Origin of the sequence: Streptomyces sp. WELS2, assembly GCF_013870595.1 — a bacterium.
In the GTDB taxonomy this organism is placed as follows: domain Bacteria; phylum Actinomycetota; class Actinomycetes; order Streptomycetales; family Streptomycetaceae; genus Streptomyces.
This window is the reverse complement of record NZ_JACBWZ010000018.1, coordinates 1-23,815: the sequence shown is the minus strand read 5'-3', so window position 1 is coordinate 23,815 and position 23,815 is coordinate 1. Positions and strand designations below refer to the sequence as shown.

Genomic DNA, 23,815 nt, shown 5'->3' with positions numbered 1-23,815 from the left:
GCGCCCGTGTCGTCGGCGACGTCATGGGCAACTACCACCCGCACGGCGTCCGCCCCGGCGACGCCCCGCCACCGCGTCTTACGGACCGCGTGGTGCCGTTCGGCAACGCCGGCGCCGTACAGGGCGGGACGACATCGCTGCCGGGCACCCGTCCCGACGACGGGCGGCTCGACCTGCTGCTGCCGGAGCCGCAGGGGCCGAGGGGCTGGACGCGTGCCGTACGGGCCCTGCCGCGCGGCAGGGCGGCGAGGTCGTCACCGGCAGCGGACACCGGCTACGCGCGCGGCGGCCCCTCGGCGGGCGCGCCAGTCGAGTACCGCGGCTTCCGGCGTGCCGAGTCCGTCCTCGAGCCCGCTCAGCCGCGGGAACCGGGCGGCGGCCCGGTGACGCCGGGACGCCGCCCGGCCGGTGAGGCCGGGCCCGGCGCCCTGACCGTACCGCTGCCGGAACGGGGGAAGTGAATGGGTACCGCGACAAAGGTCCCCGAGACACGGGACATGAGCGGAGAAGAACTGTCCGCCGACGAGGCATGGGCGGCGCTGCGCCGTTACGGCGGCTGGCGGCTGCTGCGGGACGCCTTCGTCCGGTTCCGTTACGCCGACGGGTTCAGTCACTCCCGCGCCCTCGCTCTCCAGACGGTTCTCGCCGTCGTCCCCCTGGCGATCGCCTTCGTGGGCCTGTCCACCACGCTGCACACGGAGGACATCGGCAGGCTCGCGGAACTGACGATCCACAGGATCGCCCGGGGCCCCAGCGCCGGTGTCGTCGACGACGCGCTCGGCCGCAGCCGGCGCACGGCGGGCGACGGCGCCGCAGTCGCCCTCTGGTTCGGTGCCGTTTTCTCACTGGTCAACGTCACCACCGCGATGTGCCAGATCGAGCGCGGTGCCAACCGGATCTACGGCAACGAACGCGACCGCCCCTTCCACCGGAAGTATCTGCGCGGCCTGGTGATGTCCGTCAGCGCCGGACTGCCGCTCGGCCTGGGGTCCGTCGTCATGGTCGCCGGGGACGACCTCGCCTCGGCGGCGGTGGCCGTCTACCACCTCGACGACAGCGCCCAGCGGGCCTGGACCGTCCTGCGCTGGCCGTTCGGCCTGCTGTTGGCCCTCGTGTCGGCCAGTACCGTCTTCCGCCGCGCACCGCGCCGGAAACAGCCCGGCTACACATGGCTCGCCTTCGGTGCCGCGGTGTACCTGGTGCTGTGGACGACACTGACCTGGCTGCTGAGTCTCTATCTCGACGTCAGCGGTTCGTTCGACGCCGTCTACGGTCCCCTGAGCGCCTTCATGTCCCTGCTGCTGTGGGCCTATCTGACCTCCGTCGCGCTCTTCCTGGGGCTGTCCTTCGCCGCCCAGCTGGAAGCGGTGCGTGCCCGGCGCCCGGGTCCGGTCGAAACCGATCCGGGAGTCTGAACGATCACGCGGGCCGCCTCGCGCGGGCATGCTCCCCGGCCGACGGGGACAGAACCGCCTGTCGTCAATCGCCGCGGCCATCCTCACCCTGGAGCGTCAGCGCTGAAAACGCTCATTGATACGGGCTGACGGATGTTTGGGCAGCCCGTGGGGCCCGATGCTGCCCCGCATCGCGTTCAAACGATGATTCCTTGCATACGCCCGGAACCGGGGAACCTGGAGTCCTGGGAGGCCGCCTTGAGGCGACCCCCGGCCTCGGCGGGGAGGCCACGCCCGCGTACATCGCCAGCCCTCGGGGGGCGGAACACCCCGCGTCGGCAGGGAGGACGGTGCTGGAGTCCCGGCGTTCGGGGTCTTCAACGGAACACCCCCGCGTCGGCGGGGAGGACCCGTACGCAGCGGCACCGATGACCGCGCCTCACGGAACACCCCCGCGTCGGCGGGAAGGACCAGATCCTGCGGGGCGATTTCAGAGCCTCCGGCGGAACACCCCCGCGTCGGCGGGGAGGACGTGGCCCCGGCCGTGGTGATGCCCCAGAAGAGCGGAACACCCCCGCGTCGGCGGGGAGGACACGTGCAGACCATCGTTCCCGAGATCGATCGGCGGAACACCCCCGCGTCGGCGGGGAGGACTCCAGACTCAGGACGGCCAGATGACCGGCGATCGGAACACCCCCGCGTCGGCGGGGAGGACGACGGGTGGTTGACGAGCCACACCTGACCAGGCGGAACACCCCCGCGTCGGCGGGGAGGACCCGAGCACCGCCTCGCCGATCTCCCGGGTGACCGGAACACCCCCGCGTCGGCGGGGAGGACCTCGGCGAGATGCAGAGCGCCACCCGCCGCAGCGGAACACCCCCGCGTCGGCGGGGAGGACGCCCGCTCGCACGCCGAGCAGTACGGCGTGCCCGGAACACCTCCGCGTCGGCGGGGAGGACTCGGATCCGGACGACGACATCCAACTGCCTGTCGGAACACCCCCGCGTCGGCGGGGAGAACCCGCCCAGCTTGGCCGCGTTGAACCGCATGACCGGAACACCCCCGCGTCGGCGGGGAGGACCACCGGGCCGAGTCGGCGGGCTGGTGGGGCGACGGAACACCCCCGCGTCGGCGGGGAGGACCCCGGCGTCTACCCCGAACCCATCCCTCGCTACGGAACACCCCCGCGTCGGCGGGGAGGACGAGGACCCGCTCTACACCGCTCTGAGCGGCTTCGGAACACCCCCGCGTCGGTGAGGAGGACCCGTGCATCACCTTGCCGTCCGCGTCCACGCACGGCTCACCCCCGCGTCGCGGCGGAGAGGACGCCAGCAGGGCGGCCTCAGCCGGTCAGGGGACGGAGCACCCCGGCGTCGCAGGGAGGACCCGAACGCGCGGGTCGGCTCCCTTTTGTAGCCGGACGTCTCGTCCTGCTGGGTATCCCGCTGCGCGGAACGTGTTCAGCCAGCGGCGATCGTCTTGAAACAAGAGGTGACGGACCCCTGGGATCCGTCACCGTTGGCTCAGATGAGCCAGCTGACGAGTTCGCTGATCAGGGCACGGATCACCGCGCTGACCACTACGCGTGAGGCTTCGAGAAGAACCTTGCGACGCAGGGCGAACTTGTGCAGGAACCGGGACACTGTATCTCCAGAGCGCAGACAGAGCCGAGGTTGCGCCACATCCCTCGAGAGGGTCGTGCGTTCTTCTCGGCGTTGCCGTTGCCTGGTGAGCCAATGAGGTTCCGCGCACCTCCCAGGGAGGCGTGCAGCGGTATGTACTCTACGGCGGAAACCCGTTGGTGTAGCAGTGGTTGAGGAAATTACCCCGCCGGCACCGGCCTTCGAATAGGTACAGCGGGACGAAGGCACACCTGCACTGGATCCGCGACGAGGAGCACCCCATGTCTCTGGACTCCCGCCTGTGGGGCAAGGCTGCCGGGCTGGGCAAGAACGCCCGCGGGGATCACCGCACGCACCCTCTGATCTGTCATCTGCTGGATACGGCAGCCGTCGCTGAGGTCGTCTGGGATGAGCTGCTGACCGCGCACCAGCGGAGCATGGTGGTCGGGGCGCTGCAGGTTCCGGACGAGGAGGCGCGGGCGCTCGCGGCGTTCTGGGCGGGGCTGCACGATATCGGGAAGATCAGTGTGCCGTTCCAACTGCACCGCAACGGCCCGAAGTACGCGGACGGAGAGCTGCTGGCACAGGAGCTGAGCGGTGAGCAGGGGTACGGATTCGCGGCCGGCGCCGCGCAGGACAGGCAGTCGCACGAGGCGGCAGCACACTGGTGGCTGGCGGGGATCTTCGCGGAGATCGGCTATCCGTCGTCGAAGCGGCGTCCGCAGTCCCAGCTCAGTCACGCGGTGGCCCAGATGCTCGGTGGGCACGGCGGTCGCTTCCACCCGGTGGTCTACGACAAGGATTCAAGGTGTCCTGTCGCCCGCCACCCCGGTCTGGGCACGGGCAGGTGGGAGGAACAGCGGCGCAAACACTTCGATGAGGTGCGCAGAGTGACAGGGGCGAAGTCGGTTCCGCAGGGGCGGATGACGCCGGGAGCGGCTGTCGTTCTGACGGGGTTGGTGATCCTGTCGGACTGGCTGGCCAGTATCGACGAAGAGATTCGGGCCAGGCTCAGGCAGGAGGGATGGGCTGGAACTCCTGAAGACCTAGACGCTTACTGGCAGGTCGCCCGCGCGGCGGCTCCCCGTCTGGTGCAGCGGACCGACCTGCTCGGGACGGGTTTCGCCCGGCCGGACCCGGTTCAGCGTGCAGGTGGGACCAGCCTCGTGGCGAGCGTGGCAGGCCAGTTGCCTGATCTGGTGGCCGACCACGGGCCGGGCTTGGTGGTAGTGACGGCTTCGCCGTCGGAGGCGCGTACGGAGGCAGCTCTTCGTGCAGCGGCGGTCCTTGGGCATGCAGCGCACGCGCGCGGTCTCTTCTATGCGCTGCCGACCGGCTCAGCGGCCGACAGCCACATGGCGCAGGTGCACGCCTTCGCTGAGCAGGCCCTGACGGGCCCCTGGCGGTCGCTCCTGCTTCACAGCTCTTCGCGGTTGAAGCCGGCGGAAGCCGCGAAGCAGTGGGCGCATGCAAATGCGGCCGGTGATGTCAGCGCGGAGCCTGGTGAGGAGTGGGCCCCGACAGCGAACAGCTGGCTCAACTCCCATCACCGCGCGCTCCTGGCCGCGCTCGGCACGGGGACGGTGGACGAGCTTCTCCAGGCGGTCATGCCGGTGAAGTTCAACGTGATGCGGCTCTTTGCCCTCTCCGGCAAGGTCGTCGTGGTGGATGAGGCCCATGCCCGCGGTGCCTGGGGGCAGAAGCTGATGCTCCGGTTTCTGGAGTGGGCCGCCGCGCTGCGGATTCCCGTCGTCCTGGCCGCGATGTCTGCGGACAGGTCGGTGGACGCGATGCTGGCGGCCTATCGCCGTGGCGCTGGAGGGAGCAAGGAGCCGATGGTGCAGCCTCGCCCGCTGCCGGCGTGGTCGTTCGTGGATGCTCAGTGCGGAGGCGGGCACCTGCCCCGGCAGCCTGCCGTGGCCGTTCGTGCTAGCACGCTCAGCATCGAGGTGCTTGACGGTGCGCCGTGCGAAGAGATCCAGGCGGCTCTTGCACCCCTGGTCGCGGCCGGCAGCGGCAGGGCCGTCGTCTACCGGTCGACGTCTGCGGAAGCCATCCGTACGTTCCGTGAGCTCTCGCAGGACCTGCCCGGCCTCGATGTGACCTTGGTCCATGAACAGATGCGCAACAAGGACCGATGGCAGCGTCTCGCGGCCTGCCGGAGCGCCTTCTCTCCCGACGGCGGCGTCAGCGGCCCCTGCGTGCTGGTGACGACGCCGATGCTGGAACATGTCAGGGGCCTGCGCTTCGACCTCGTCGTATCGGGGCCGGCACCGCTCGTGAACCTGCTGGCCCGTGCGGCACAGAGCGCGGGTGACCAGCCGCGGCTCGTGGTGCTCCGAGCGGACGACAAGTCCGAACTGGACGACGCCGCGCTGGTGCGGCGTACTGACATGGTCCTAGGGGCCGGCAGGACGGTTTCCATGCCGGAAGAAGTGCCCCTGCTGTTGGACGAGGTGTATGCCGACGAGCTTGTCGACGGGCTGGGGAAGGCTGCGGCGCGTGAGCTTCAGCAGCTTGACAACCGGCGGACGGTCCGAGAACGAAGAGCCACCGGTACTGCGGGTTGGCTGGAGGTGCCTGGGCCGCGGGAACTCGATGGCGACCTCGGCCTGCTGAGCCGCGATCATCCCGGTATGGAGCCCGAACTGCTCTCCTGCGTGCTCGGTGAGGAGATGGTGCATGTGGTGTGCCTGTACCCGGGGTCTCTCCTTCAGGACGGGGTCCTCGCGGAGAAGCTTGTGCTTGATCGCAAGACGCGCAGACCGAAGCAGCCGGGCCAGCTTGTCCCCTACCTGATCCCGGTACCGCGGCGACTCGTCCACGGCGTGGCGGGCGATGCGAACAGTGCCTGGCGCGGCATGGCTGCCCTCAAGCCCGTCCTCCGGCTCAACATGACCCCGGAAGACGGCACATGGGTGCGGGCCGGCGAAAGGCACCGTTTCCGCGTAAGCGAACTGGGCCTGATCGTTGAGCAGTTGCCTTAACTGCCTGCACCCTCCCCGCCTGTCCTTCTAGTATTCGGTGACGTGCACCGATGGGGGGAGGGGCGTGACCACGTCTGCGTCCGATCTGATCGACCGGCCATGGATTCCGGTCGCATGGGTGGAGGGGCAGTCGGGCCCACCTGAAGTGGGTCTCAGGGATCTGTTTGTGCACGCGCGAGAGATCCGCACTCTGCTGATCCCGGAAGCTCCGGCTCACTCGGCGCTCCTGCGCGTGCTGTACGCGCTGACCGCCCGGATCACCGCTCTGGACGAGGCAGGACCCGGAAGCTGGGGCGACCGGCGGGAACAAGTCCTCGAACAGGGATTCCCTCAGCAGAGCATCGAACTGCCTGACGGCCGCAAGGCCGGCATCGAGGGCTACTTCGGTCAGTGGCGCCACCGCTTCGACCTGTTCGATCGCGATCGTCCGTGGCTCCAGGACCCCCGCCTCCCCGACCAGTGCGACAGAAACAACACGGCCGGCGTCCACAAGCTGGTCATGAGCCGGGCAGCGGGCAACAACCACTCCTGGTTCGAGCACTGGAGCCACGACAGCCCCGTACTCCCCAACCTTTCGCAGGCGGCACTGTCGCTGCTGACCTGGCACTACTGGGGAGACCCGGGTGCCCTTTCCAGGCGTGCGGTCGGGCATGTGAGGAGCCACTACGCGAAGGCTTCACCACTGCGAGCCGCGCTGTCGTATCACCCTCAGTGCGACAACCTGTTCCTGACGCTGCTGGCAGGTCTGACCCCACCGGACGGCGACGTCAGCCGGCTGACCGACCTGTGTCCTTGGGAGCGCAAGGACCTCCCGGACCCGCTTGCGCCGATGCCCGAGCCGCAGGGCCCCTGCTCACGGCTCACCGCCTGTTCACAGCACGCGCTGTGTCTCGTCCCCGCCCCGGACGGTGAGCATACGGCCGACGCGTACATCACCTGGGCTTATGACGCCGAGCGGATCCGACCGGAAGACGACTACCTGATCTGGGACATAGCCAAGGACGGGAAGACGTTCCCCCGGCTCGCCTCCTCCTCCCGTTCGCTGTGGCGGGACATCGACGCCCTTCTGCTCAAGCAACTGGATGATTCAAGCCCCATCCAGCCGAGGGTCATGGACCACACCTTCGACGTCAGCGAGTACGTGCGGGTACGCGCGCTCGGCTTCGAACAGGACGCCAGCCAGGCAGGCAACCACCAGTACGTCGACTCCGTGACCCCGGTGCTCCTGTCCCGGGTGGAGGAGGACGCGGCGAGCACCGAGCGGCCCGTACGCCAGCTCCGTGAACTCGGCGAGCTCTTCGGGGACCGGCTGGAGCAGGCCACGAAGGAAGCCTGGCTGAAGTACACGGGGGACAGGGACAACGATCCGGGTGCCTGGCTGGACGCGGTCGCGGCACGATACTGGCCGTCGGCAGAGGACGAGTTCTGGTCGCGGTTCCGCAAGTTGACACGCTCTGGCAGCGCCATGGACACCGGATTCGACTTCGAGGCCGCGTGCCGGGCCTTCGGGCGGCACGCGTTGGACGCCTACGAGGCAGTGACCGGCTCCGTGACGCACACACCACGGGGCGCGAAGGCCGTCACCACGGCGAAGGCCATCATCCTCGCCGCCCTGAAAGACCCACACAAGGCGATGGAGTAACCGGTGACGAAAAGTGCGGCCCCAAAGCCGTGACCGTCACCCGCCGACCCGAGGACAAGCTGTGACCTTCCAAGCCCCTGAAGCGAGCAAGCGGCAGAGGAATCGCGCCACGTATGCCGCATTCACCGAGCACATCGAACGCCTGTGCCGCACAGACCCCGGTGCCCGTGCGGCGTTGCGCGCGGGCCTGCGCCGCGACCTGGACCACCCGCGCACACGCCCCATGCATCGGCTGCTGACGCCGCGACTGCCGGAAGGGTGCGACGACAAGACAGCGCAGGCCCATTACACGGTGGCCGCGCTGATCGCGGCCCAGCCCCGACACACCTTCTCACCCGACCAGGGAGACGACGAAGACACCGCAGACGAACACGTGGCGGCAGAAGAGCAGACTTCTCTGCAGGACGGGGAGCCGGACGAGGAGGTTATTCCGCCCGGGCCCACCCCGTATGGTGCCTCGTTCGGTGCCGCCCTGGGCCAAGCCGTCATCGCCAAGGGCGCGTCGATGCGGAAGAGCGCCGCGGAGAGCCGTATCAGCCTCCTGACGCGGCAGAGCCTCCGCGGTATCCACCTGCACCTGCCTGCTGCGGTGAATCAGGTACGCACCACCGGCACCTCCATCGACTGGGGACAGTTGCTGGCAGACCTCGTCGACTGGCCATACCAGTCGGGGCGTATCAGCCGCCGCTGGCTGCAGGACTTCTACCGGATCACGGCCGGCGCCGACCAGGACTGACCCCCTCACCCACAGGAGATCCCGATGGACCTCAGGCCACGCTTCATCGACATCCACGTCGTCCAGCCCGTTCCCTACGCGAACCTGAATCGGGACGACACCAACTCGGTCAAAAGCATGCTCTACGGCGACGCCCTGCGCACCCGTATCTCCAGCCAGTCCTGGAAGCGGGCCATCCGCGAGCACTTCCAGGACGCGCTCGGCGAGAACGCGCTGCGCACACGCCGTATCGGCGAGCGGGTCGCCGAGACGCTTCGTGGCCGTGGGTGGGACCAGGCGCTTGCCGAACGTGCGGGTGCGCATGTTGCGGCGGGAAGCAGCATCAAGTGGGAGGTGGCCAGGGGGAAGGACAAGCAGCCCATCACGAACAAGGTCCTGACCAACGCGCTCGTCTACCTCCCCGAAGACGCGGTCGAGGACCTGGCCGACATCGCCGAAGCCCACAAGGACGCGCTCACGACCGACTTCACCGGCAAGGGAAAGAACAAGCCCGAAAGCGCTCTGAAGGGGAAGATCGACAAGATCCTCCTCAAGAAGAACGGAGTCATCAACCTCTTCGGCCGCATGCTCGCCGAGGTCGACCAGGCCAGTGTCGACGGCGCCGTCCAGGTCGCGCACGCTTTCACCACGCACACCACCGAGGTCGAACTCGACTACTTCGCAGCTGTCGACGACGTCACCCAGGCGAAGGGCGATGAAACCGGCAGCGGCCACATGGGCACTGCCGAGTACAGCACCGGCACCTTCTACCGGTTCGCCACCGTCGATCTCAAGGAACTCATCAAGAATCTAAGCGATGACACCAACATCGCTCTCGATGCCGCCCGCGAGCTCGTCAGCCAGTTCCTGCTCTCCTTCATCGAGTCCCTGCCGCAGGCGAAGAAGAACTCCACCGCCCCGCACACCATCCCGCACCTGGTCCACGTGGCGGTCCGCTCCGACCGGCCGCTGTCGTTCGCCGCAGCCTTCGAAGAACCCGTGCGGTCTGCTGGACACGGCGGTTACGTCGGTCGCTCCGTCGAGGGCATCGATGCGTACGCCAAAGCCGCGAACACCCTCCTCGGCCCCGACCGCGTTCTGCACGCGGCACATGCTTCCCTCCAGTTCGACAAGCTGGAGCACCTCGGCGAGCGTCACTCGTCCTTCAAGGCTCTCGTCACCGCCACCGTCGACTTCGCTCTCGCCGAGGCCCCGCAGTGACCGAAAGGCCCTCCCGCGGGCTGCTGCTGCGTCTGGCAGGCCCACTCCAGTCCTGGGGCACGCACAGCAAGTACTCGCGGCGCGACACAGCCCGATTCCCCACCCGGTCCGGCATCGTGGGCATGCTTGCCGCCGGTCTCGGGCGAGTGCGCCAGGCGTCCGTGGACGACCTCACGGAGCTGTCGATGACAGTACGTGTCGACCGGCCCGGTGTCGTGCTGTCCGACTTCCACACCGTCGGCGGCGGACTGCCCGCCGATGAGACAGTGATCACCGTCGATGGAAAACACCGCCCCGAGCGCAAGAGCACTCTGATATCCAAGCGCCAGTACCTAGCCGACGCTGCTTTCACGCTCGCGCTGACATCCGACGACGAAGCGCTGCTGCACGCATGCGCCGCTGCCCTGCGTGACCCGTACTGGCCCCTCTTTCTCGGCCGCCGGTCCTGTCCGCCGGAAGGCCCGATCCTGCTGGGATGCGTAGAAGACCCGCTGCGCCACCTGGTACAGATGCCCCTGATGGCCAAGAGGCCGCGCAACGGCCCACAGCCCATTGAGTTCTACGGCGACAGACCGCTCGGTGCGCTCCCCGTGAACTCCGACGCCCCGGACAAGGGCGACGGAGATCACCACAGCGGCGAAGTCACCGACGAGCCGACGTCGTTCGCCCCGCTGGCACGCCAGTACCGGCCTCGGCCGCTGTACCGGCGCGCCGTGCACCTGCCGGACGCCGCCTACGAAGGCTTCGGCACCGGCTACCTGGAGAAGCTCCAGAACTACATCGACACCCACTTCGCGACACCGGAGAGGAACCCCCGGTGACTTTGTGGTCGGACCTTCATCATGCCCTCGCCCAGCTCTCACCAGGCCCGCCGAGCCCTGAGCGGCAATGTGCAAGGCTCTCGACCGCGCCACCGCCCGGTGCAGATGTTCCCCGACGTGCCCGAAGCGGCGCACGACTCCTGCTACGCCCTCATCGACACCGCCTTCTCCGCTCAGGCACGGGCATGAACGCACTCGCGCTCCGGCCGGCCGACCCGAGGCAACCCCGGGGCGAACGCCCGGCGCTCACTCCTGACCGGGACACCGCCTCGCTCCCCACCTGTTCCGCGCTGCTCGGCCCGTTCGCCACCGCGCAGAGCGTCACCCACCAGGACACAGGCGCGTTCCACCGCTACGCGGCCCGGCGTTCACCGTACGGGTGGACCGGCCCGGCTGCCGGCTCGTCGACTACGTTTCCCCTTGCACCTGACCGGCCCCGCACCCTGCCCACAAAGCTGAGCGACTACGCCATGAAGGAGGCCGCCGCATGAGCCCCGGCGCGGCCCTCGCCCGCATCCGCCTCAATCCCCACAGCCGCGCCGTCCAGCGCGACCTGCACAACCCCAACGAAATGCACCGCACCCTGATGCGTCTGGTCCCCGACGGTCTCGGCGACAGCCCTCGGCAGGCGGCCGGCCTCCTGTACCGCCTCGACGTAACCGACACCTTCAGCCAGCTCCTGGTCCAAGCCGCCGTCCTCGACCCGACGCGCCTGCCCGACGACTACGGCCAAGCCGACGTCAAGGACCTCACCCCGATGCTCAACGCCCTCCAAAAGGGCCTCACCGTCCACTACCGCATCGTCGTCAACCCGGTCAAAACCGAACGCCTGCCGCTGGAGAACAAGGGTCAGCGCGGCAAACGCATCGCGCTCACCGGCCCGGATGCCGACCAGTGGTGGGCACGCCGCGCCCACGAGGCCGGACTCCACCTGATCACCGCGCTGCCCACTCCGCTCGCTGCCGCGCACGGCCGCGGCGACAACGCCGCCGTGCGGCATCACCTGGTGCGCTACGACGGCACCGCCACCGTCATCGACCCTGACGCCCTTGCCCAAGCCGTACTGGGCGGCATCGGACGAGCCAAGTCTTACGGCGCCGGCCTCCTCAGCCTCGCGCGCGCAGCCGCATGAGCCCACCTTCCGACGGCGGCCAGGCCCACAAACGCTTGGCCGCCACTACCCTTGCCAGATCCGCGCATCGCGGACTCCCTGTCCTTCCCGTACCTCGACATGGTCTGCGTCGTCCAAACCCTCACCGGTGTCTGAGCCCAGGGCATACGCCCCCGCGTCGGCGGGGAGGACCCTACGATGTGCGTGATCAGCGCGCCCCACTCCGGAACACCCCCACGTCGGCGGGGAAGACAGCGCCCTGGTGGCGAGCCACATCTCGTCGCGCGAAACACCCCTGCGTCAATGGGACACCCAGGACCCCGTCAACCTCGCCCTGTCCGCCGCCAACACCTGCCTGTACGGAATCGTCCACGCAGCACTCCTCGTCCTCGGCCTCTCCCCGGCCCTCGGCTACGTCCACGCCGGCACACAGTACGCCTTCGTCCACGACCTCGCCGACCTCTACAAAGCCGACACCACATTGCCCCTCGCATTCGCCCTCCACAACTCCGACAACCCCGAACAGGAAGCCCGCCGCCGCTTCCGCGAAGACCTCCGACTCCTGCCCCGCATCATCCGCGATGTCCAGTCCCTGCTGACCCCACCCCACACCCACACCGCAGCAACCGACGACGACACCGACGAAGAAACCTCCGAACGGCATGACGTACGCATGGTCCACCTCTGGGACCCCAAAACCGGAGTCCTCCCAGCAGGCGTCAACTACGCCAACGGAGGCCACTGATGCCTTCCATGGTGGTCATCGCCACCACCGTGGTCCCCACCCACCTACGCGGCGCCCTCAGTCGATGGACCAGCGAAGTAGTCCCCGGCATCTTCGTCGGCAGCGTCTCGGCTCGCGTCCGCGACGAACTCTGGCACGCCGTCACGCAAGTTGTCGGTGACGGCGCTGCCATCCTCGTTTACCCCGCCGCCACGGAACAGGGCTACGCCATCCGCACCGCAGGAACCCGCCGCCGGACCCCCGTCGACTTCGACGGCCTCACCCTGATCCGCATGACCGCCGCACCCCAGGTAAAGAAAACGCAAACCCCCTCTTAGTGTGCAGGTCAGAAAGGGTCCTCCCCGCCGACGCGGGGGTGTTCCGCATGGGCACCTTGTCGCGGGAGTGGCCCATGGGTCCTCCCCGCCGACGCGGGGGTGTTCCGCAAGGCGGCCCCAGCGGTTGCGCGACCGCTGAGTCCTCCCCGCCGACGCGGGGGTGTTCCGGCGACTGAGCGGTTGCTCGGTCCGAGCGCCCAGTCCTCCCCGCCGACGCGGGGGTGTTCCGCTGGAGGCGACGGGACTGCCCGCGCTGCACCCGTCCTCCCCGCCGACGCGGGGGTGTTCCGGCGGCATCCGCCTCGCCCAAGCTGCGGCCGACGTCCTCCCCGCCGACGCGGGGGTGTTCCGGCCGGCGAGCTGCCTTTGAGGATGGCGTCGTAGTCCTCCCCGCCGACGCGGGGGTGTTCCGGTGACCGTGGCGCCGAAGGCATCGAGGAGCACGTCCTCCCCGCCGACGCGGGGGTGTTCCGGCCGGAGGGCCTGTCCCGCATCCGAAGCCCGGGTCCTCCCCGCCGACGCGGGGGTGTTCCGAACCCTCTGGTCATCACCGGGGCCGACCGACTGTCCTCCCCGCCGACGCGGGGGTGTTCCGACCTCACGGCGCTTCTCTGCAGCCGTCAGCTCGTCCTCCCCGCCGACGCGGGGGTGTTCCGGTGTCGCGGGACACCGGCGAGGTGCGCGTCCCGTCCTCCCCGCCGACGCGGGGGTGTTCCGACGGGCGAGGTCGAACTGGGCCCGGCCGCCGTGTCCTCCCCGCCGACGCGGGGGCGTTCCAGCGCACGGCCCGACCAGCGGACGCCCCGTCGGGTCCTCCCCGCCGATGCGGGGGTGTTTCATACGACGCGGTGACGCGCGAGGAACTGCTGGGCGTCCTCCCCGCCGGGGCGGGGGCGTGACGGTCGTGTAGATCACTGGCACGGCGGAGTTTTCCCGCCGGTGCAGGGGTGTCTCGGCGTTCGAGGAGTAGTGCGGCGCCGCCTCGAATGTGTGCCTCCGGTATGCGGCAGGAAAGGCACGCGGCTCCGGAGGCCGTCGCTGTTGTCTGGCTGCAATGGCGGTCTACCCGCGGTCGATCTGCGACGGGGCGGGCCTCGCCCTTCTTCGCGCGAATGGGCGGGGCGCGCACGCAAGCCCGCGTTCAGTCGGGGGTGTCGGCCTCGTGTGACTTGGCGAGCAGGTTACGGTGCAGCAGCTCGAAGATGCCTTCCTCGTGTGCCACTGAGTCAACCCGCACCACCAGGTCCGTCCGGGTCCGAACTATATTGCCTCTGGGCACAGTTGTTAGCGGACACCGTCATCGACCGTCTGCAGGAAGCCTTGCGGGTGCAACCGGTCATCCACCTGTTTCGACCGGGATGCCTTCTGCGGCCGGCGCGGCAGCAATGTTTCGATTAATGCCCGAAGGCCATCGGCCGCATCCGCGGTCGAACGCCCGCACCCTCCTCAACGGCCTCATCGTCATACCGGTCGAGCCAGTCCCGTTGCGGCAGCGGCAACGCTCCCATCACAGCCAAGGCGATGTATCGGTGGCCGAGACGCCTTCCAGAGGAAGGTGATCGCGATAGTGCTTTGACTCCAGCCAGTCCTCCTGACCGAAGACCGGCCGCGACAGACGCGTGACATCGCCCTTCTGTGATCGCAGAAGAATCCACAGGTCGGTCAGGGTGAGGGAGCCGTCGAGGGTGTACAACAGCCGACTTCGTGCTCGGTGGGGTAGTCGGGGAGGAACTGGTGCGCCTGCTCGGGGTCGCAGCCGGCGAGGGCAAAGCCCGCCAGGAAGACCTGCGGGCCCGTGACCGCGTCCAGGGCCATGTACGCCAAGGGCTGCCCGTGTCGTAGAACGCCTTCACTCCGTCGGCGACGTCTTCCTGCCCGGAGGGGCTGCCCGCCCGCGTTCGTGGCTCAGAGGCCGCGAGCGAGGTGGACCTCCGCCGGGCTCATCCCGAACCGTAGTGGCCCCAGCCCGTCTTCTGGCAGCAACTCCTAGTGCTCCCGTTCCTCGCTCGGACCCACGTGCTCCGCGCCTTCAAACGGCCATCGTCTGCGGCCCGGCATCGTAAACGGGGTCAGCACTCAAGGTCCACCCGAACTGACCGAGCGCCAACTGAAACTGAAGCGCTGCGGGTGCCGCCATTTCAGCAAGATCTTGTCCCGGGCGTTTTGAGGGCAGTTCGCCGACGGCAGACCAATTCGGTGGCCAGAAGACTGGAACTGATCGCCAGGGGCATGCCAACCTTGATCACGTCGCAGTGAAGAGAGCTGGGTAAGCGCTGTTCAGAGACGCATCACAATTCTCGCCTGAACGGTCCACGGTGCCGCCGGTCCCTGGCCTGTCTGTTCCCGGGCGGGGCCTGACGGTTCCCCTCGCGGCGGGCTGTTGCAAGCCAAGTAGTGATCGGCTGGCGGATTCTAACACGACATCGCCGGTTGGGTAAACCGGCGATCTTGCGGAGCATTTAACAGGTCGCTGCGGGCACGCCCCAGCACCCTGCACCGCAGCATGTCCATCCCCAGGTACGAGGAGTTCCGTCTATGTCACTTGCTGTTGTTGATGAAAAGTCCCTCCCATCGGACCTGCAGCGTGATGCCCTTCTGGAATGGGTTGGCCAACGGGCGCGGAACGGGCGTACATTGCGGGCCTTCCTGTCATCCGTCGCCTTTGCAGCACTGAGGCCCCAGGAGGCGCTTGTGCTGCGGGTTCGTGATATGCGCCTGACCGAGAAATCCGGCGTTCTTCTGATCCGCCCGCGCCCGCTCAGCGGCATCGACGCGCACACAGGCAACGTGACGGGTGCCCCGCGAGTCGTTCCTGCGTGTCCTGAGCTCGTAGACATCCTGAGGGCCGAGGTCGCACGCCGAGGACTACGCCCCGAGGATGCGATGTTCACCCGCGAGGACGGGCTGCCGTTGTCCGGGGCGATCTACCGCAAGGTGTGGCGTCAAGCGCGAGAAGCGGTCCTTGAGACCCACGAGATCGACTCACCACTCGCCAGGAGCGTCGGCGACCTGCGAGACGCCCGCATCTCAACGTGGCTGAAGGATCACCGCACGGCCCTGGACGTCCTCATGGTCGCCGAGCGCGTCGGTGTCAGCGCGTCCTCGCTCGTACGACGCTTCCCTCGACTGCTTCCAGCAGTCGAGGGAAGCCGCCAACGACCTTATCGAAGCCGCCTTCGCCGATCAGCACAGCGGATGAACCCAAGCGTGCTGCCCTGAAGTCCGTAGCAATGCAGCGAACTGCGGGTTGACCACGGACCAGACAGCCTCCGGGTAAAAGCCGGTGGTTGGGGAGCCCCGTGCTCCCCAACCGGGCAGACAGATGGCCGTCGTCGCCTGAGACCAGTAGAGCCGCTTCGAAGTTGTCTTGACTCTCCCGTTCTTCGCGCGACGGCCACCGTTGCCCGCTGCCTGTGGGGCGCGCTGGCGCCTGTCGGGGAAGAACCCCAGTCACATCGCAAATTCACGGGATGGGCGGAGAAACAACGCACCGCCCATCCATCCTCCACCCTTCACCGCGCAGAGAACCCCCATGCCGAATTCGTTGCCTGCCCCTTCGCGGGCCCCCATTGGCGCAGCGTTCCTCACCTTGAAGGACGCTGCCGAGTACCTCGGTCTCTCACCGCAGACTCTCTACGTCTGGCGGCACCGGCGGCAGGGACCGCCGAGCTTCCGGATGGGGCCTCGCGGTCGCGTCATGTACCGACGGGAGACCCTCGACGCCTGGATCCGTGACCAGGAACAGGCCGACTCACGCTCCAACACCGCTCTGAACCCGGTGAGTATCCCCCCACAGCAACGGTTCAGCCGCACCCGCAGCGCCTGAGGTGCCCCCAGGCGCAGCACCTCGTATCCCCGTCGACAAGGAGTTCACCTGGCCGGCTACATCGAGGACCGATGGCTCAAGAAGAAGAAGGACCCGGTAACCGGGAAGAGGGAAAGAACCGCCCGCTACGGCAAGGGACTGCGGTACAAGGTCGCGGGCATCCCCGGTGTCCGGGACCGCTCTTTCGAGACCCTGGAAGATGCGAAGGCGTGGCTTCGCCGTGCAGCCACGGACGAGGAGCGCGGGGAGTTCGTGGACCCTCGCGACGGCTCCATCACGCTGGCCGACTACATCGCGAAGCACTGGGCGCCAGGCACAGGGGGCGTTCCGAAGACGCAGGACAACCGGGAGCGCAGAACGCGGCTCCACATCGTTCCGCACCTGGGTCAGCTCCCGCTCAGGAGCATCACGGCATCGGACCTTCGTGCCTACATAGCGAAGCTGGATGCCACTGTCGACTCGGTCGACTACCAGCGCGGCATCCTTTCCGAGTTGTCCAGCATCCTGGAAGCGGCCGTCGACGACAAGCGGCTTGCCAGGAACCCCATGCACGCGAAGTCCGTACGGTGGCCCAAGGCCCCCGAGGAGCGACGCGAAGCGTGGCCGCTGGAGAGGGCGCTCCGGGTCCGTGACGCGATCAGCCCGCGAAACCGGATCGCTGTCGTGCTGGGCCTGGGCTGTGGGCTTCGGCAGGGCGAAGTCTTCGGGCTGAGCCCGGAGGACATCGATTACGCGAGAGGCGTGATTCATGTCCGTCGCCAAGTGCAGGCGCTCAAAGGGCGCTTGTATTTCGCTCTGCCCAAGGGGGCGAAGACCCGTACCGTCGATATGCCCTCCTCGGTGGCCGAGGATCTGAAGCGTCATGTCGAGGCGTTTCCACCGGTAGAGGTGGAGCTTCCGTGGGGGAAGCCCGAGGCGGGCGGGCAGCGGAGGAAGTTCTCCCTTCTCCTCACCACGCGGTTCGGCAACGCCATAGCGGTGAACACGTGGAACACCTACACGTGGAAACCCGCGCTGGCCAAGGCCGGCATCATTCCGCCGCGCCCCCAGGGGGCGAAGCAGTGGCAGTGGGCGGCGGCGCCGAAGGACGGCTTCCACGTGCTGCGGCACACCTACGCCTCGATCATGTTGGAGGCGGGGGAGTCCGTGGTGACGCTGGCGCGATGGCTCGGGCATTCCTCTCCGGCTATCACCCTTCGTTACTATGCTCACTTCATGCCGGAGGCAGGTATCAAGGGGCGCACGGCCATCGACAGGCTGTTGGGGAGAGACGGACACGAGTGAGTCAGTCGTCACTTCCCAGATTCTCCGCAGGGAAGCCGTCGCCGAGAACAGCTCCCGGCGGCAACGTGACGCCGGCCCGTCAATGCGGTGGACACGCGGAGTGATTGATACGGGCTGACGGATGTTTGGGCAGCCCGTGAGGCCCGATGCTGCCCCGCATCGCGTTCAAACGATGATTCCTTACATACGCCCGGAACCGGGGCATCTGGAGTCCTGGGAGGCCGCCTTCAGGCGACCCCCGGCCTCGGCGAGGAGGACACGCCCGCGTACATCGCCAGCCCTCGGGGGGCGGAACACCCCGCGTCGGCGGGGAGACGGTACGGGACAGGTCCGGGTCGACCCAGCGGCCGGAACACCCCCGCGTCGGCGGGGAGGACGTGCGGGCAAGTCGTTCTCGGCTCGCCCTCTGCGGAACATCCCCGCATCGGCGGGAAGGACGCGGCGTTGCGGATGGCGTCGCCGATGATCTCCGGAACACCCCCGCGTCGGCGGGGAGGACCCGCGCCGGGCCGCCTTCTCCTGCTCCCCGCTCGGAACACCCCCGCGTCGGCGGGGAGGACGAGGTCTGGGAGGTCGCGATCATCCTCCGGGACGGAACACCCCCGCGTCGGCGGGGAGGACTGGTCCGACCCATCTGCCAGGGACCAGCCCCGCGGAACACCCCCGCGTCGGCGGGGAGGACTGGAAGAAACCCCGGCCCGGGAACGGCTCGTACGGAACACCCCCGCGTCGGCGGGGAGGACTGCCGGGCCCCTCGGCGCCCACGCTGGCAGGGCGGAACACCCCCGCGTCGGCGGGGAGGACGTCATGAACGGCGACGTGGCCCACTGGGCAGGCGGAACACCCCCGCGTCGGCGGGGAGGACGCGTCCTCGTAGGGCGCCAGGTTCTGGGCGATCGGAACACCCCCGCGTCGGCGGGGAGGACCATGGCCAGCGGTCGGTACCGCGTCACTGTGACGGAACACCCCCGCGTCGGCGGGGAGGACGGCCGAACACAACCGGCGCCTACGCGGCGAGGCGGAACACCCCCGCGTCGGCGGGGAGGACGAGGCCTGGGAGAACGAGGACCCCTGGGAGAGCGGAACACCCCCGCGTCGGCGGGGAGGACGCGGCGAACCCCTTGCCGAACATGGCGAGCTGCGGAACACCCCCGCGTCGGTGGGGAGGACGCAGCCGACCATGAACATCCCGTCGGGCGGGGCGGAACACCCCCGCGTCGGCGGGGAGGACCCGCCCCGCTCCTACCGGCAGGCCAGTGCCGACGGAACACCCCCGCGTCGGCGGGGAGGACATGTCCTTGTAGACCTTGCCCTGCGAACTGTGCGGAACACCCCCGCGTCGGCGGGGAGGACGCCAAGTGGCCCCACGGCAAGGGCTGGGACAACGGAACACCCCCGCGTCGGCGGGGAGGACAGCTGGCAGCCCACCAGCCCCGGCGAGAACCACGGAACACCCCCGCGTCGGCGGGGAGGACCAGTGCGCGATGGTCCTGACCGGGGTCGTGACCGGAACACCCCCGCGTCGGCGGGGAGGACGTCCAGGCCTCCGTGGTGTGCCATCCGGCCTGCGGAACACCCCCGCGTCGGCGGGGAGGACCTCGTCGTCCACGGCAAGGGCTGAGCGCCCGGCGGAACACCCCCGCGTCGGCGGGGAGGACGTCCCACCCTTGCGGCCGACGTCGAGGACGAGCGGAACACCCCCGCGTCGGCGGGGAGGACCCTTCCTGACCTGGCATTTAAAAGGGGCTTTGCCTTTTCTTTGCCTTCAAGGAGGTGCGGGTTCGGGGTGGGTGGGGCCGCATGATGTCAGCCTACCGGGGCTGAACGGCGATAGCGCTGGCAGCGGGCAATGGTTGAGCGCGGTACCGGACGCGGACGGGTGCCAGTGCCAAGGGGGGCGTGCTGAGGGGTCCGTAGTGGCGCCGGTGTGATGCCTCGGGCGTCCGCCCCCGGCTGTCACGCTTGGTTACTATGCTCACTTCGTGCCTTGAGGCGGAGCCAGGAGCCTCCGGCACGATCGATGGACTGCTGGGGAGGAGGGGACACGAGCGTGCCGGTCGAAACTCCCCAGATTCTCCCCAGGCCTCATCGTGGACATATGCACGGACTGCGGCGCCTTGGACGAGACCATGGAATGCAAGGCCGGCGAGTGGGGAGCCTTCGAAAGTGCTGAGAGAAGTCACCGCGACCCGCTATATCGAACCCCTGCGCTCGGGTGGCTCCGTTCCCGGGGTCGTGGAGGCCGATGATCTCGGCACGTACGTCGTCAAGTTCACCGGCTCCGCGCAGGGGCACAAGGCGCTGGTCGCCGAGGTGATCGTCGGGGAGCTCGCCCGGGCGCTCGGGCTGCGCTTCCCCGAGCTGGTGCTCGTGCACTTCGATCCCGTCATCGCCGCCGCCGAGCCGCACCAGGAGGTGCGCGACCTGCACGGCGCCAGCGCGGGCGTGAACCTCGGCTTGGACTATCTGCCGGGCGCCCGGGACTTCACCCCGGAGATCGCCCGGACGTTCCCGGTGGACCCGCTGGAGGCCGGCCGGATCGTCTGGCTGGACGCGCTGACCGTCAACGTCGACCGTACGGTCCACAGCTCCAACCTGATGGTCTGGCCCACGCTCGGCACCGCGCCGGCCCGGCTGTGGCTCATCGACCACGGCGCCGCCCTCGTCTTCCACCACCGCTGGGACACCACGGCCCCGGGCCGGCGGTACGACTTCCGGCACCACGCCCTCGGCCACTACGGCCCCGACGTGCGCGCCGCCGACGCCGAGCTCGCGCCCCGGGTGACCGAGGAACTGCTGCGCGGGATCGTCGCCGAGGTGCCGGACGCCTGGCTCGCCGAGGACGCCGGATTCGCCACGCCCGACGACGTCCGGGACGCCTACGTCGGCTACCTGCTGGACCGGGTGCGGCTCTCGGCCGAGTGGCTGCCCACCGACTTCCCGAGCCGGGACCAGCTGGCGGCCGAGGAGGCAGCCCGCGCGGCCCGGACCCAGGCGGGCCGCCCGGACTGGCTGAAGCGGGTCCCGGACCTGCACGGCAAGCCGGCGGCGGAGCAGGACTGGTCCGCACACCTGGGCTGAGCCGGGGTACGGACACGACCGGGAAACACCGGGAAACACCGGGAAACGACCGGATACGACGAAGGGCCCGGGGGAAGTCCCCGGGCCCGTGCGTGCCGTGACGGTCAGCCGCGCAGCCGCTCGTACGCCGGCAGGGTGAGGAAGTCGGCGTAGTCCTCGTCCAGGGACACCTGGAGCAGCAGGTCGTGCGCCTCCTGCCAGTGGCCGGCCGCGAAGGCCTCCTCGCCGATCTCCTTGCGGATGGCGTCGAGTTCCTCGGCGGCGACCTTGCGGGCCAGCTCCGGGGTGGCCTTCTCACCGTTGTCGAACTCGACCCCGGCGTTGATCCACTGCCAGATCTGCGAGCGGGAGATCTCGGCGGTGGCCGCGTCCTCCATCAGGTTGAAGATGGCGACGGCGCCGAGCCCGCGCAGCCAGGCCTCGATGTAACGGATACCGACCTGGACGGCGTTGACCAGGCCCTCGTACGTCGGCCTGGCGTCGAGCGAGTCGATGGCGATCAGGTCGGCCGCCTCGACGCGCACGTCCTCGCGCAGCCGGTCCTTCTGGTTGGGCTTGTCGCCGAGGACCTTGTCGAAGGACTCCATGGCGATGGGCACCAGGTCGGGGTGGGCGACCCAGGAGCCGTCGAAACCGTCGTTCGCCTCACGGTCCTTGTCGGCGCGGACCTTCTCGAAGGCCACCTTGTTGACCTCGGGGTCCTTGCGGGACGGGATGAAGGCCGCCATGCCGCCGATGGCGTGCGCACCGCGCTTGTGGCAGGTACGGACCAGGAGTTCGGTGTACGCCCGCATGAACGGGGCCGTCATCGTCACCGCGTTGCGGTCCGGGAGGACGAACTTGGCACCGCCGTCACGGAAGTTCTTCACGATGGAGAACAGGTAGTCCCAGCGGCCGGCGTTCAGCCCGGAGGCGTGGTCGCGCAGTTCGTAGAGGATCTCCTCCATCTCGTACGCCGCCGTGATCGTCTCGATCAGGACGGTGGCGCGGATGGTGCCCTGCGGGATGCCGACGTAGTCCTGGGCGAAGACGAACACCTCGTTCCACAGCCGGGCTTCGAGGTGCGACTCGGTCTTGGGCAGGTAGAAGTACGGGCCCTTGCCGAGGTCGAGCAGGCGCTGGGCGTTGTGGAAGAAGTACAGGCCGAAGTCGACGAGGGCACCGGGGACCGGCGTGCCGTCGGCGTCGACGAGGTGCCGCTCGGTCAGGTGCCAGCCGCGCGGGCGCATGACGACGGTCGCCAGCTCCTCGTTCGGCCGCAGCGCGTACGACTTGCCGGTGCGCTCGTCGGTGAAGTCGATGTTCCGGGTGTAGGCGTCGATCAGGTTGAGCTGGCCGAGGACGACGTTCTCCCAGGTGGGCGCGGAGGCGTCCTCGAAGTCGGCGAGCCAGACCCGCGCGCCCGAGTTGAGCGCGTTGATGGTCATCTTCCGGTCGGTCGGCCCGGTGATCTCGACGCGCCGGTCGTTCAGCGCGGCCGGGGCCGGGGCGACCTGCCAGGAGTCGTCCGCGCGGATGGCGGCCGTCTCCGGCAGGAAGTCGAGCGTGGAGGTGCGGGCGATCTCGGCGCGGCGCTCGGCCCGGCGGGCGAGGAGTTCGTCACGGCGCGGGGTGAACCGCCGGTGCAGCTCCGCCACGAAGGCGAGCGCCGCGTCGGTGAGGACCTCCTCCTGCCGGGGCAGGGACTCGGCGTCGACGATGGCCAGCGGGGACGGCGCTGGTGCGGACATGAGCTGTCACTTCCTTCAGCGGTGGCACCGGGTGCCAAGTGGCACGAATAGGACAGACAGCGCCCACTGTGCGGTCGGACGCTTCTGAACAGTGGATAGTAGTTTCCTCATCGTGGAACTTCAATGGTGTGTTGATGTCGAGATTCTCTGAGTCGAGCGAAGGTGGCGCTGGGTGCCACCCCGTTCACTCAAGGTGGCCCAGGTCCGCCTCGGTGTCGATGTCGTACGGCTCGGCCACGTCCCCGCACTCCACGAGCCGCAGCTCCGCCCGGTGCGCCCGCAGATAGTCCCGGGCCCCGCGGTCGCCGGTGGCCGCCTCGGCGACGCCCGCCCAGTGCGCCGCGCCCAACAGCACGGGATGGCCGCGTACCCCGTCGTAGGCGGCCGAGACCAGCGACCGCTCGTCCCGGCAGGCGTCCAGTACCCGGGCCGCCGCGGCCGGTCCGATGCCGGGCTGGTCGACCAGGCCCGTCAGTGCCGCGCGCACCCCCGTACCGGCGAGCGAGGCCAGTCCCGCGCGCAGCGAGGAGCCCATGCCCTCGGCCCAGGCCGGGTTGTCCACCAGCACACAGCCGTCCAGCTCGGCGCGGGCGCGCACCTCGTCCGCCGCCGCGCCCAGCACCACGTGGATCCGCCCGCACCGGGACGCGCGCAGCACCCCCACCGCGTGCTCGACCAGGGGGCGCCCCCGGTGCTCCAGCAGTGCCTTGGGCCGTCCGCCGAGCCGCCGGCCGCCGCCGGCGGCGAGCAGCAGCCCCGCGACCTCCCCGTGAAGTTCCCGCTTCTCCGTCATGGCTCCTGCATACCCGGCGGCGAGGGAAACCGGCCGAACTCCCGCGAGCCGGCGGCGACGGGAACCGGCCACGTGCGCGGTACCGGTTCCGTTGGGCTGAATTTCGGTCCGCGCTGTGGCGCTCGGGCCCGGAGGTGGCGTTTACTGGCCCGCGCACAAGGGCGTGCCGACGGGGAGGGCTGCGTTGCGGAGCTTGGGGCAGAGGCCGGTGACCGGCATCGACGAGGACCCTGGAGTGGCGGAATTGCGTACCGCCGTGTCCCGGCTGCGCCGCCGGCTCGCCGCGTTGCCGGCGGACTTCCCCGACCGGGCGATAGCCGAGGAGGAGCTGGCGGCCCTGGCCGCGATGGCCGCCACAGGCGCCCCGGAGATCCCGCGGCTGCGCGCGTCCCTGCTGCTGATCGCCGGCGCGATCGGTTCGATGAGCGCACTGGCCCGGGGGCTGTCGCAGGTGCGCGCCGCCGTCGACCTGTTCGGCGAGCCCCCGCGGACCTAGCCGGCCGTCGACAGGGGCGGGGCCGGTCCG

General features: G+C 69.2%; 18 protein-coding genes, 2 pseudogenes and 3 CRISPR repeat arrays. Of the genes and pseudogenes, 17 read left to right on the top strand and 3 right to left on the bottom strand.

What is annotated here, in order from left to right:
- From H5J33_RS02420 to cas2e, 11 genes and pseudogenes are all read left to right on the top strand, one after another.
- A pseudogene (locus H5J33_RS02420) lies at nucleotides 1–461 on the top strand (hypothetical protein); the annotation flags it as partial.
- Nucleotides 462–1,415 carry a YihY/virulence factor BrkB family protein gene (locus H5J33_RS02415; protein ID WP_181793123.1) on the top strand — a complete coding sequence of 318 codons (954 nt, stop codon included), beginning with the start codon at nucleotides 462–464 and terminating at the stop codon, nucleotides 1,413–1,415.
- 299 nt (nucleotides 1,416–1,714) lie between these two features.
- Nucleotides 1,715–2,781: a CRISPR direct-repeat array (repeat unit 29 nt; unit sequence CGGAACACCCCCGCGTCGGCGGGGAGGAC).
- A 516-nt stretch (nucleotides 2,782–3,297) separates the two neighbouring features.
- A complete protein-coding gene (locus tag H5J33_RS02410) occupies nucleotides 3,298–6,003 on the top strand; it encodes a CRISPR-associated endonuclease Cas3'' (protein WP_181793122.1) in 2,706 nt (901 codons plus the stop codon).
- 64 nt (nucleotides 6,004–6,067) lie between these two features.
- The gene (gene casA / locus H5J33_RS02405) at nucleotides 6,068–7,645 is read left to right on the top strand and encodes a type I-E CRISPR-associated protein Cse1/CasA (protein ID WP_181793121.1); all 1,578 of its coding nucleotides are present in this window, start codon (nucleotides 6,068–6,070) and stop codon (nucleotides 7,643–7,645) included.
- Between the two features lie 61 nt (nucleotides 7,646–7,706).
- On the top strand, nucleotides 7,707–8,381 hold the full coding sequence (gene casB, locus H5J33_RS02400) for a type I-E CRISPR-associated protein Cse2/CasB (protein WP_181793120.1): 675 nt from the start codon (nucleotides 7,707–7,709) through the stop codon (nucleotides 8,379–8,381).
- Nucleotides 8,382–8,405: 24 nt separating this feature from the next.
- On the top strand, nucleotides 8,406–9,581 hold the full coding sequence (gene cas7e / locus H5J33_RS02395) for a type I-E CRISPR-associated protein Cas7/Cse4/CasC (RefSeq protein ID WP_181793119.1): 1,176 nt from the start codon (nucleotides 8,406–8,408) through the stop codon (nucleotides 9,579–9,581).
- Nucleotides 9,578–10,402, top strand: coding sequence for a type I-E CRISPR-associated protein Cas5/CasD (cas5e, locus tag H5J33_RS02390; protein WP_181793118.1), 825 nt, complete (start codon nucleotides 9,578–9,580; stop codon nucleotides 10,400–10,402). Before cas7e ends, cas5e begins: the two co-directional genes overlap by 4 nt.
- Before the next feature lie 185 nt (nucleotides 10,403–10,587).
- The gene (locus H5J33_RS02385) at nucleotides 10,588–10,893 is read left to right on the top strand and encodes a hypothetical protein (RefSeq protein WP_181793117.1); all 306 of its coding nucleotides are present in this window, start codon (nucleotides 10,588–10,590) and stop codon (nucleotides 10,891–10,893) included.
- A complete protein-coding gene (gene cas6e, locus H5J33_RS02380) occupies nucleotides 10,890–11,534 on the top strand; it encodes a type I-E CRISPR-associated protein Cas6/Cse3/CasE (RefSeq protein ID WP_181793116.1) in 645 nt (214 codons plus the stop codon). The genes H5J33_RS02385 and cas6e overlap by 4 nt, the downstream gene beginning before the upstream one ends.
- Before the next feature lie 280 nt (nucleotides 11,535–11,814).
- Nucleotides 11,815–12,258 (top strand): annotated as a pseudogene (locus tag H5J33_RS02375) (CRISPR-associated endonuclease Cas1); the annotation flags it as partial.
- Entirely contained in the window at nucleotides 12,258–12,575 is a 318-nt protein-coding gene (gene cas2e, locus H5J33_RS02370) for a type I-E CRISPR-associated endoribonuclease Cas2e (protein ID WP_181793115.1), read from the top strand. The pseudogene H5J33_RS02375 and the gene cas2e, both read left to right, overlap by 1 nt.
- Nucleotides 12,576–12,592: 17 nt before the next feature.
- A CRISPR array of direct repeats spans nucleotides 12,593–13,476; the repeat unit is 29 nt; unit sequence GTCCTCCCCGCCGACGCGGGGGTGTTCCG.
- A 606-nt stretch (nucleotides 13,477–14,082) separates the two neighbouring features.
- Here cas2e and H5J33_RS37060 read toward each other — a convergent pair.
- Entirely contained in the window at nucleotides 14,083–14,268 is a 186-nt protein-coding gene (locus H5J33_RS37060; RefSeq protein ID WP_258564834.1) for a hypothetical protein, read from the bottom strand.
- A gap of 11 nt (nucleotides 14,269–14,279) precedes the next feature.
- Between H5J33_RS37060 and H5J33_RS37055 the strand changes: the two genes are divergently transcribed.
- The 5 genes from H5J33_RS37055 to H5J33_RS02345 all read left to right on the top strand — a co-directional run bounded on the left by H5J33_RS37055 (nucleotide 14,280) and on the right by H5J33_RS02345 (nucleotide 20,766).
- Nucleotides 14,280–14,417: a hypothetical protein gene (locus tag H5J33_RS37055; protein ID WP_258564833.1), complete on the top strand. Its 138-nt coding sequence runs from the start codon at nucleotides 14,280–14,282 to the stop codon at nucleotides 14,415–14,417.
- Between the two features lie 693 nt (nucleotides 14,418–15,110).
- A complete protein-coding gene (locus H5J33_RS02360; protein ID WP_181793114.1) occupies nucleotides 15,111–15,794 on the top strand; it encodes a hypothetical protein in 684 nt (227 codons plus the stop codon).
- 313 nt (nucleotides 15,795–16,107) lie between these two features.
- Entirely contained in the window at nucleotides 16,108–16,401 is a 294-nt protein-coding gene (locus H5J33_RS02355) for an AlpA family transcriptional regulator (protein WP_181793113.1), read from the top strand.
- A gap of 252 nt (nucleotides 16,402–16,653) precedes the next feature.
- Nucleotides 16,654–17,685: a tyrosine-type recombinase/integrase gene (locus H5J33_RS02350; protein ID WP_309485290.1), complete on the top strand. Its 1,032-nt coding sequence runs from the start codon at nucleotides 16,654–16,656 to the stop codon at nucleotides 17,683–17,685.
- A 288-nt stretch (nucleotides 17,686–17,973) separates the two neighbouring features.
- Nucleotides 17,974–19,404: direct repeats of the CRISPR family, unit length 29 nt; unit sequence CGGAACACCCCCGCGTCGGCGGGGAGGAC.
- Between the two features lie 447 nt (nucleotides 19,405–19,851).
- Nucleotides 19,852–20,766 carry a HipA family kinase gene (locus tag H5J33_RS02345; RefSeq protein WP_181793112.1) on the top strand — a complete coding sequence of 305 codons (915 nt, stop codon included), beginning with the start codon at nucleotides 19,852–19,854 and terminating at the stop codon, nucleotides 20,764–20,766.
- 104 nt (nucleotides 20,767–20,870) lie between these two features.
- Here the strand turns inward: H5J33_RS02345 and aceB are convergent, their stop codons facing one another.
- The gene (gene aceB / locus H5J33_RS02340; protein ID WP_181793111.1) at nucleotides 20,871–22,496 is read right to left on the bottom strand and encodes a malate synthase A; all 1,626 of its coding nucleotides are present in this window, start codon (nucleotides 22,494–22,496) and stop codon (nucleotides 20,871–20,873) included.
- Between the two features lie 184 nt (nucleotides 22,497–22,680).
- Nucleotides 22,681–23,289 carry an NTP transferase domain-containing protein gene (locus tag H5J33_RS02335; protein ID WP_181793110.1) on the bottom strand — a complete coding sequence of 203 codons (609 nt, stop codon included), beginning with the start codon at nucleotides 23,287–23,289 and terminating at the stop codon, nucleotides 22,681–22,683.
- A gap of 184 nt (nucleotides 23,290–23,473) precedes the next feature.
- On the opposite strand from H5J33_RS02335, the gene H5J33_RS02330 reads away from it, so the two are divergent.
- Nucleotides 23,474–23,785: a DUF5955 family protein gene (locus tag H5J33_RS02330; protein WP_181793109.1), complete on the top strand. Its 312-nt coding sequence runs from the start codon at nucleotides 23,474–23,476 to the stop codon at nucleotides 23,783–23,785.
- Nucleotides 23,786–23,815 lie beyond the last annotated feature (30 nt).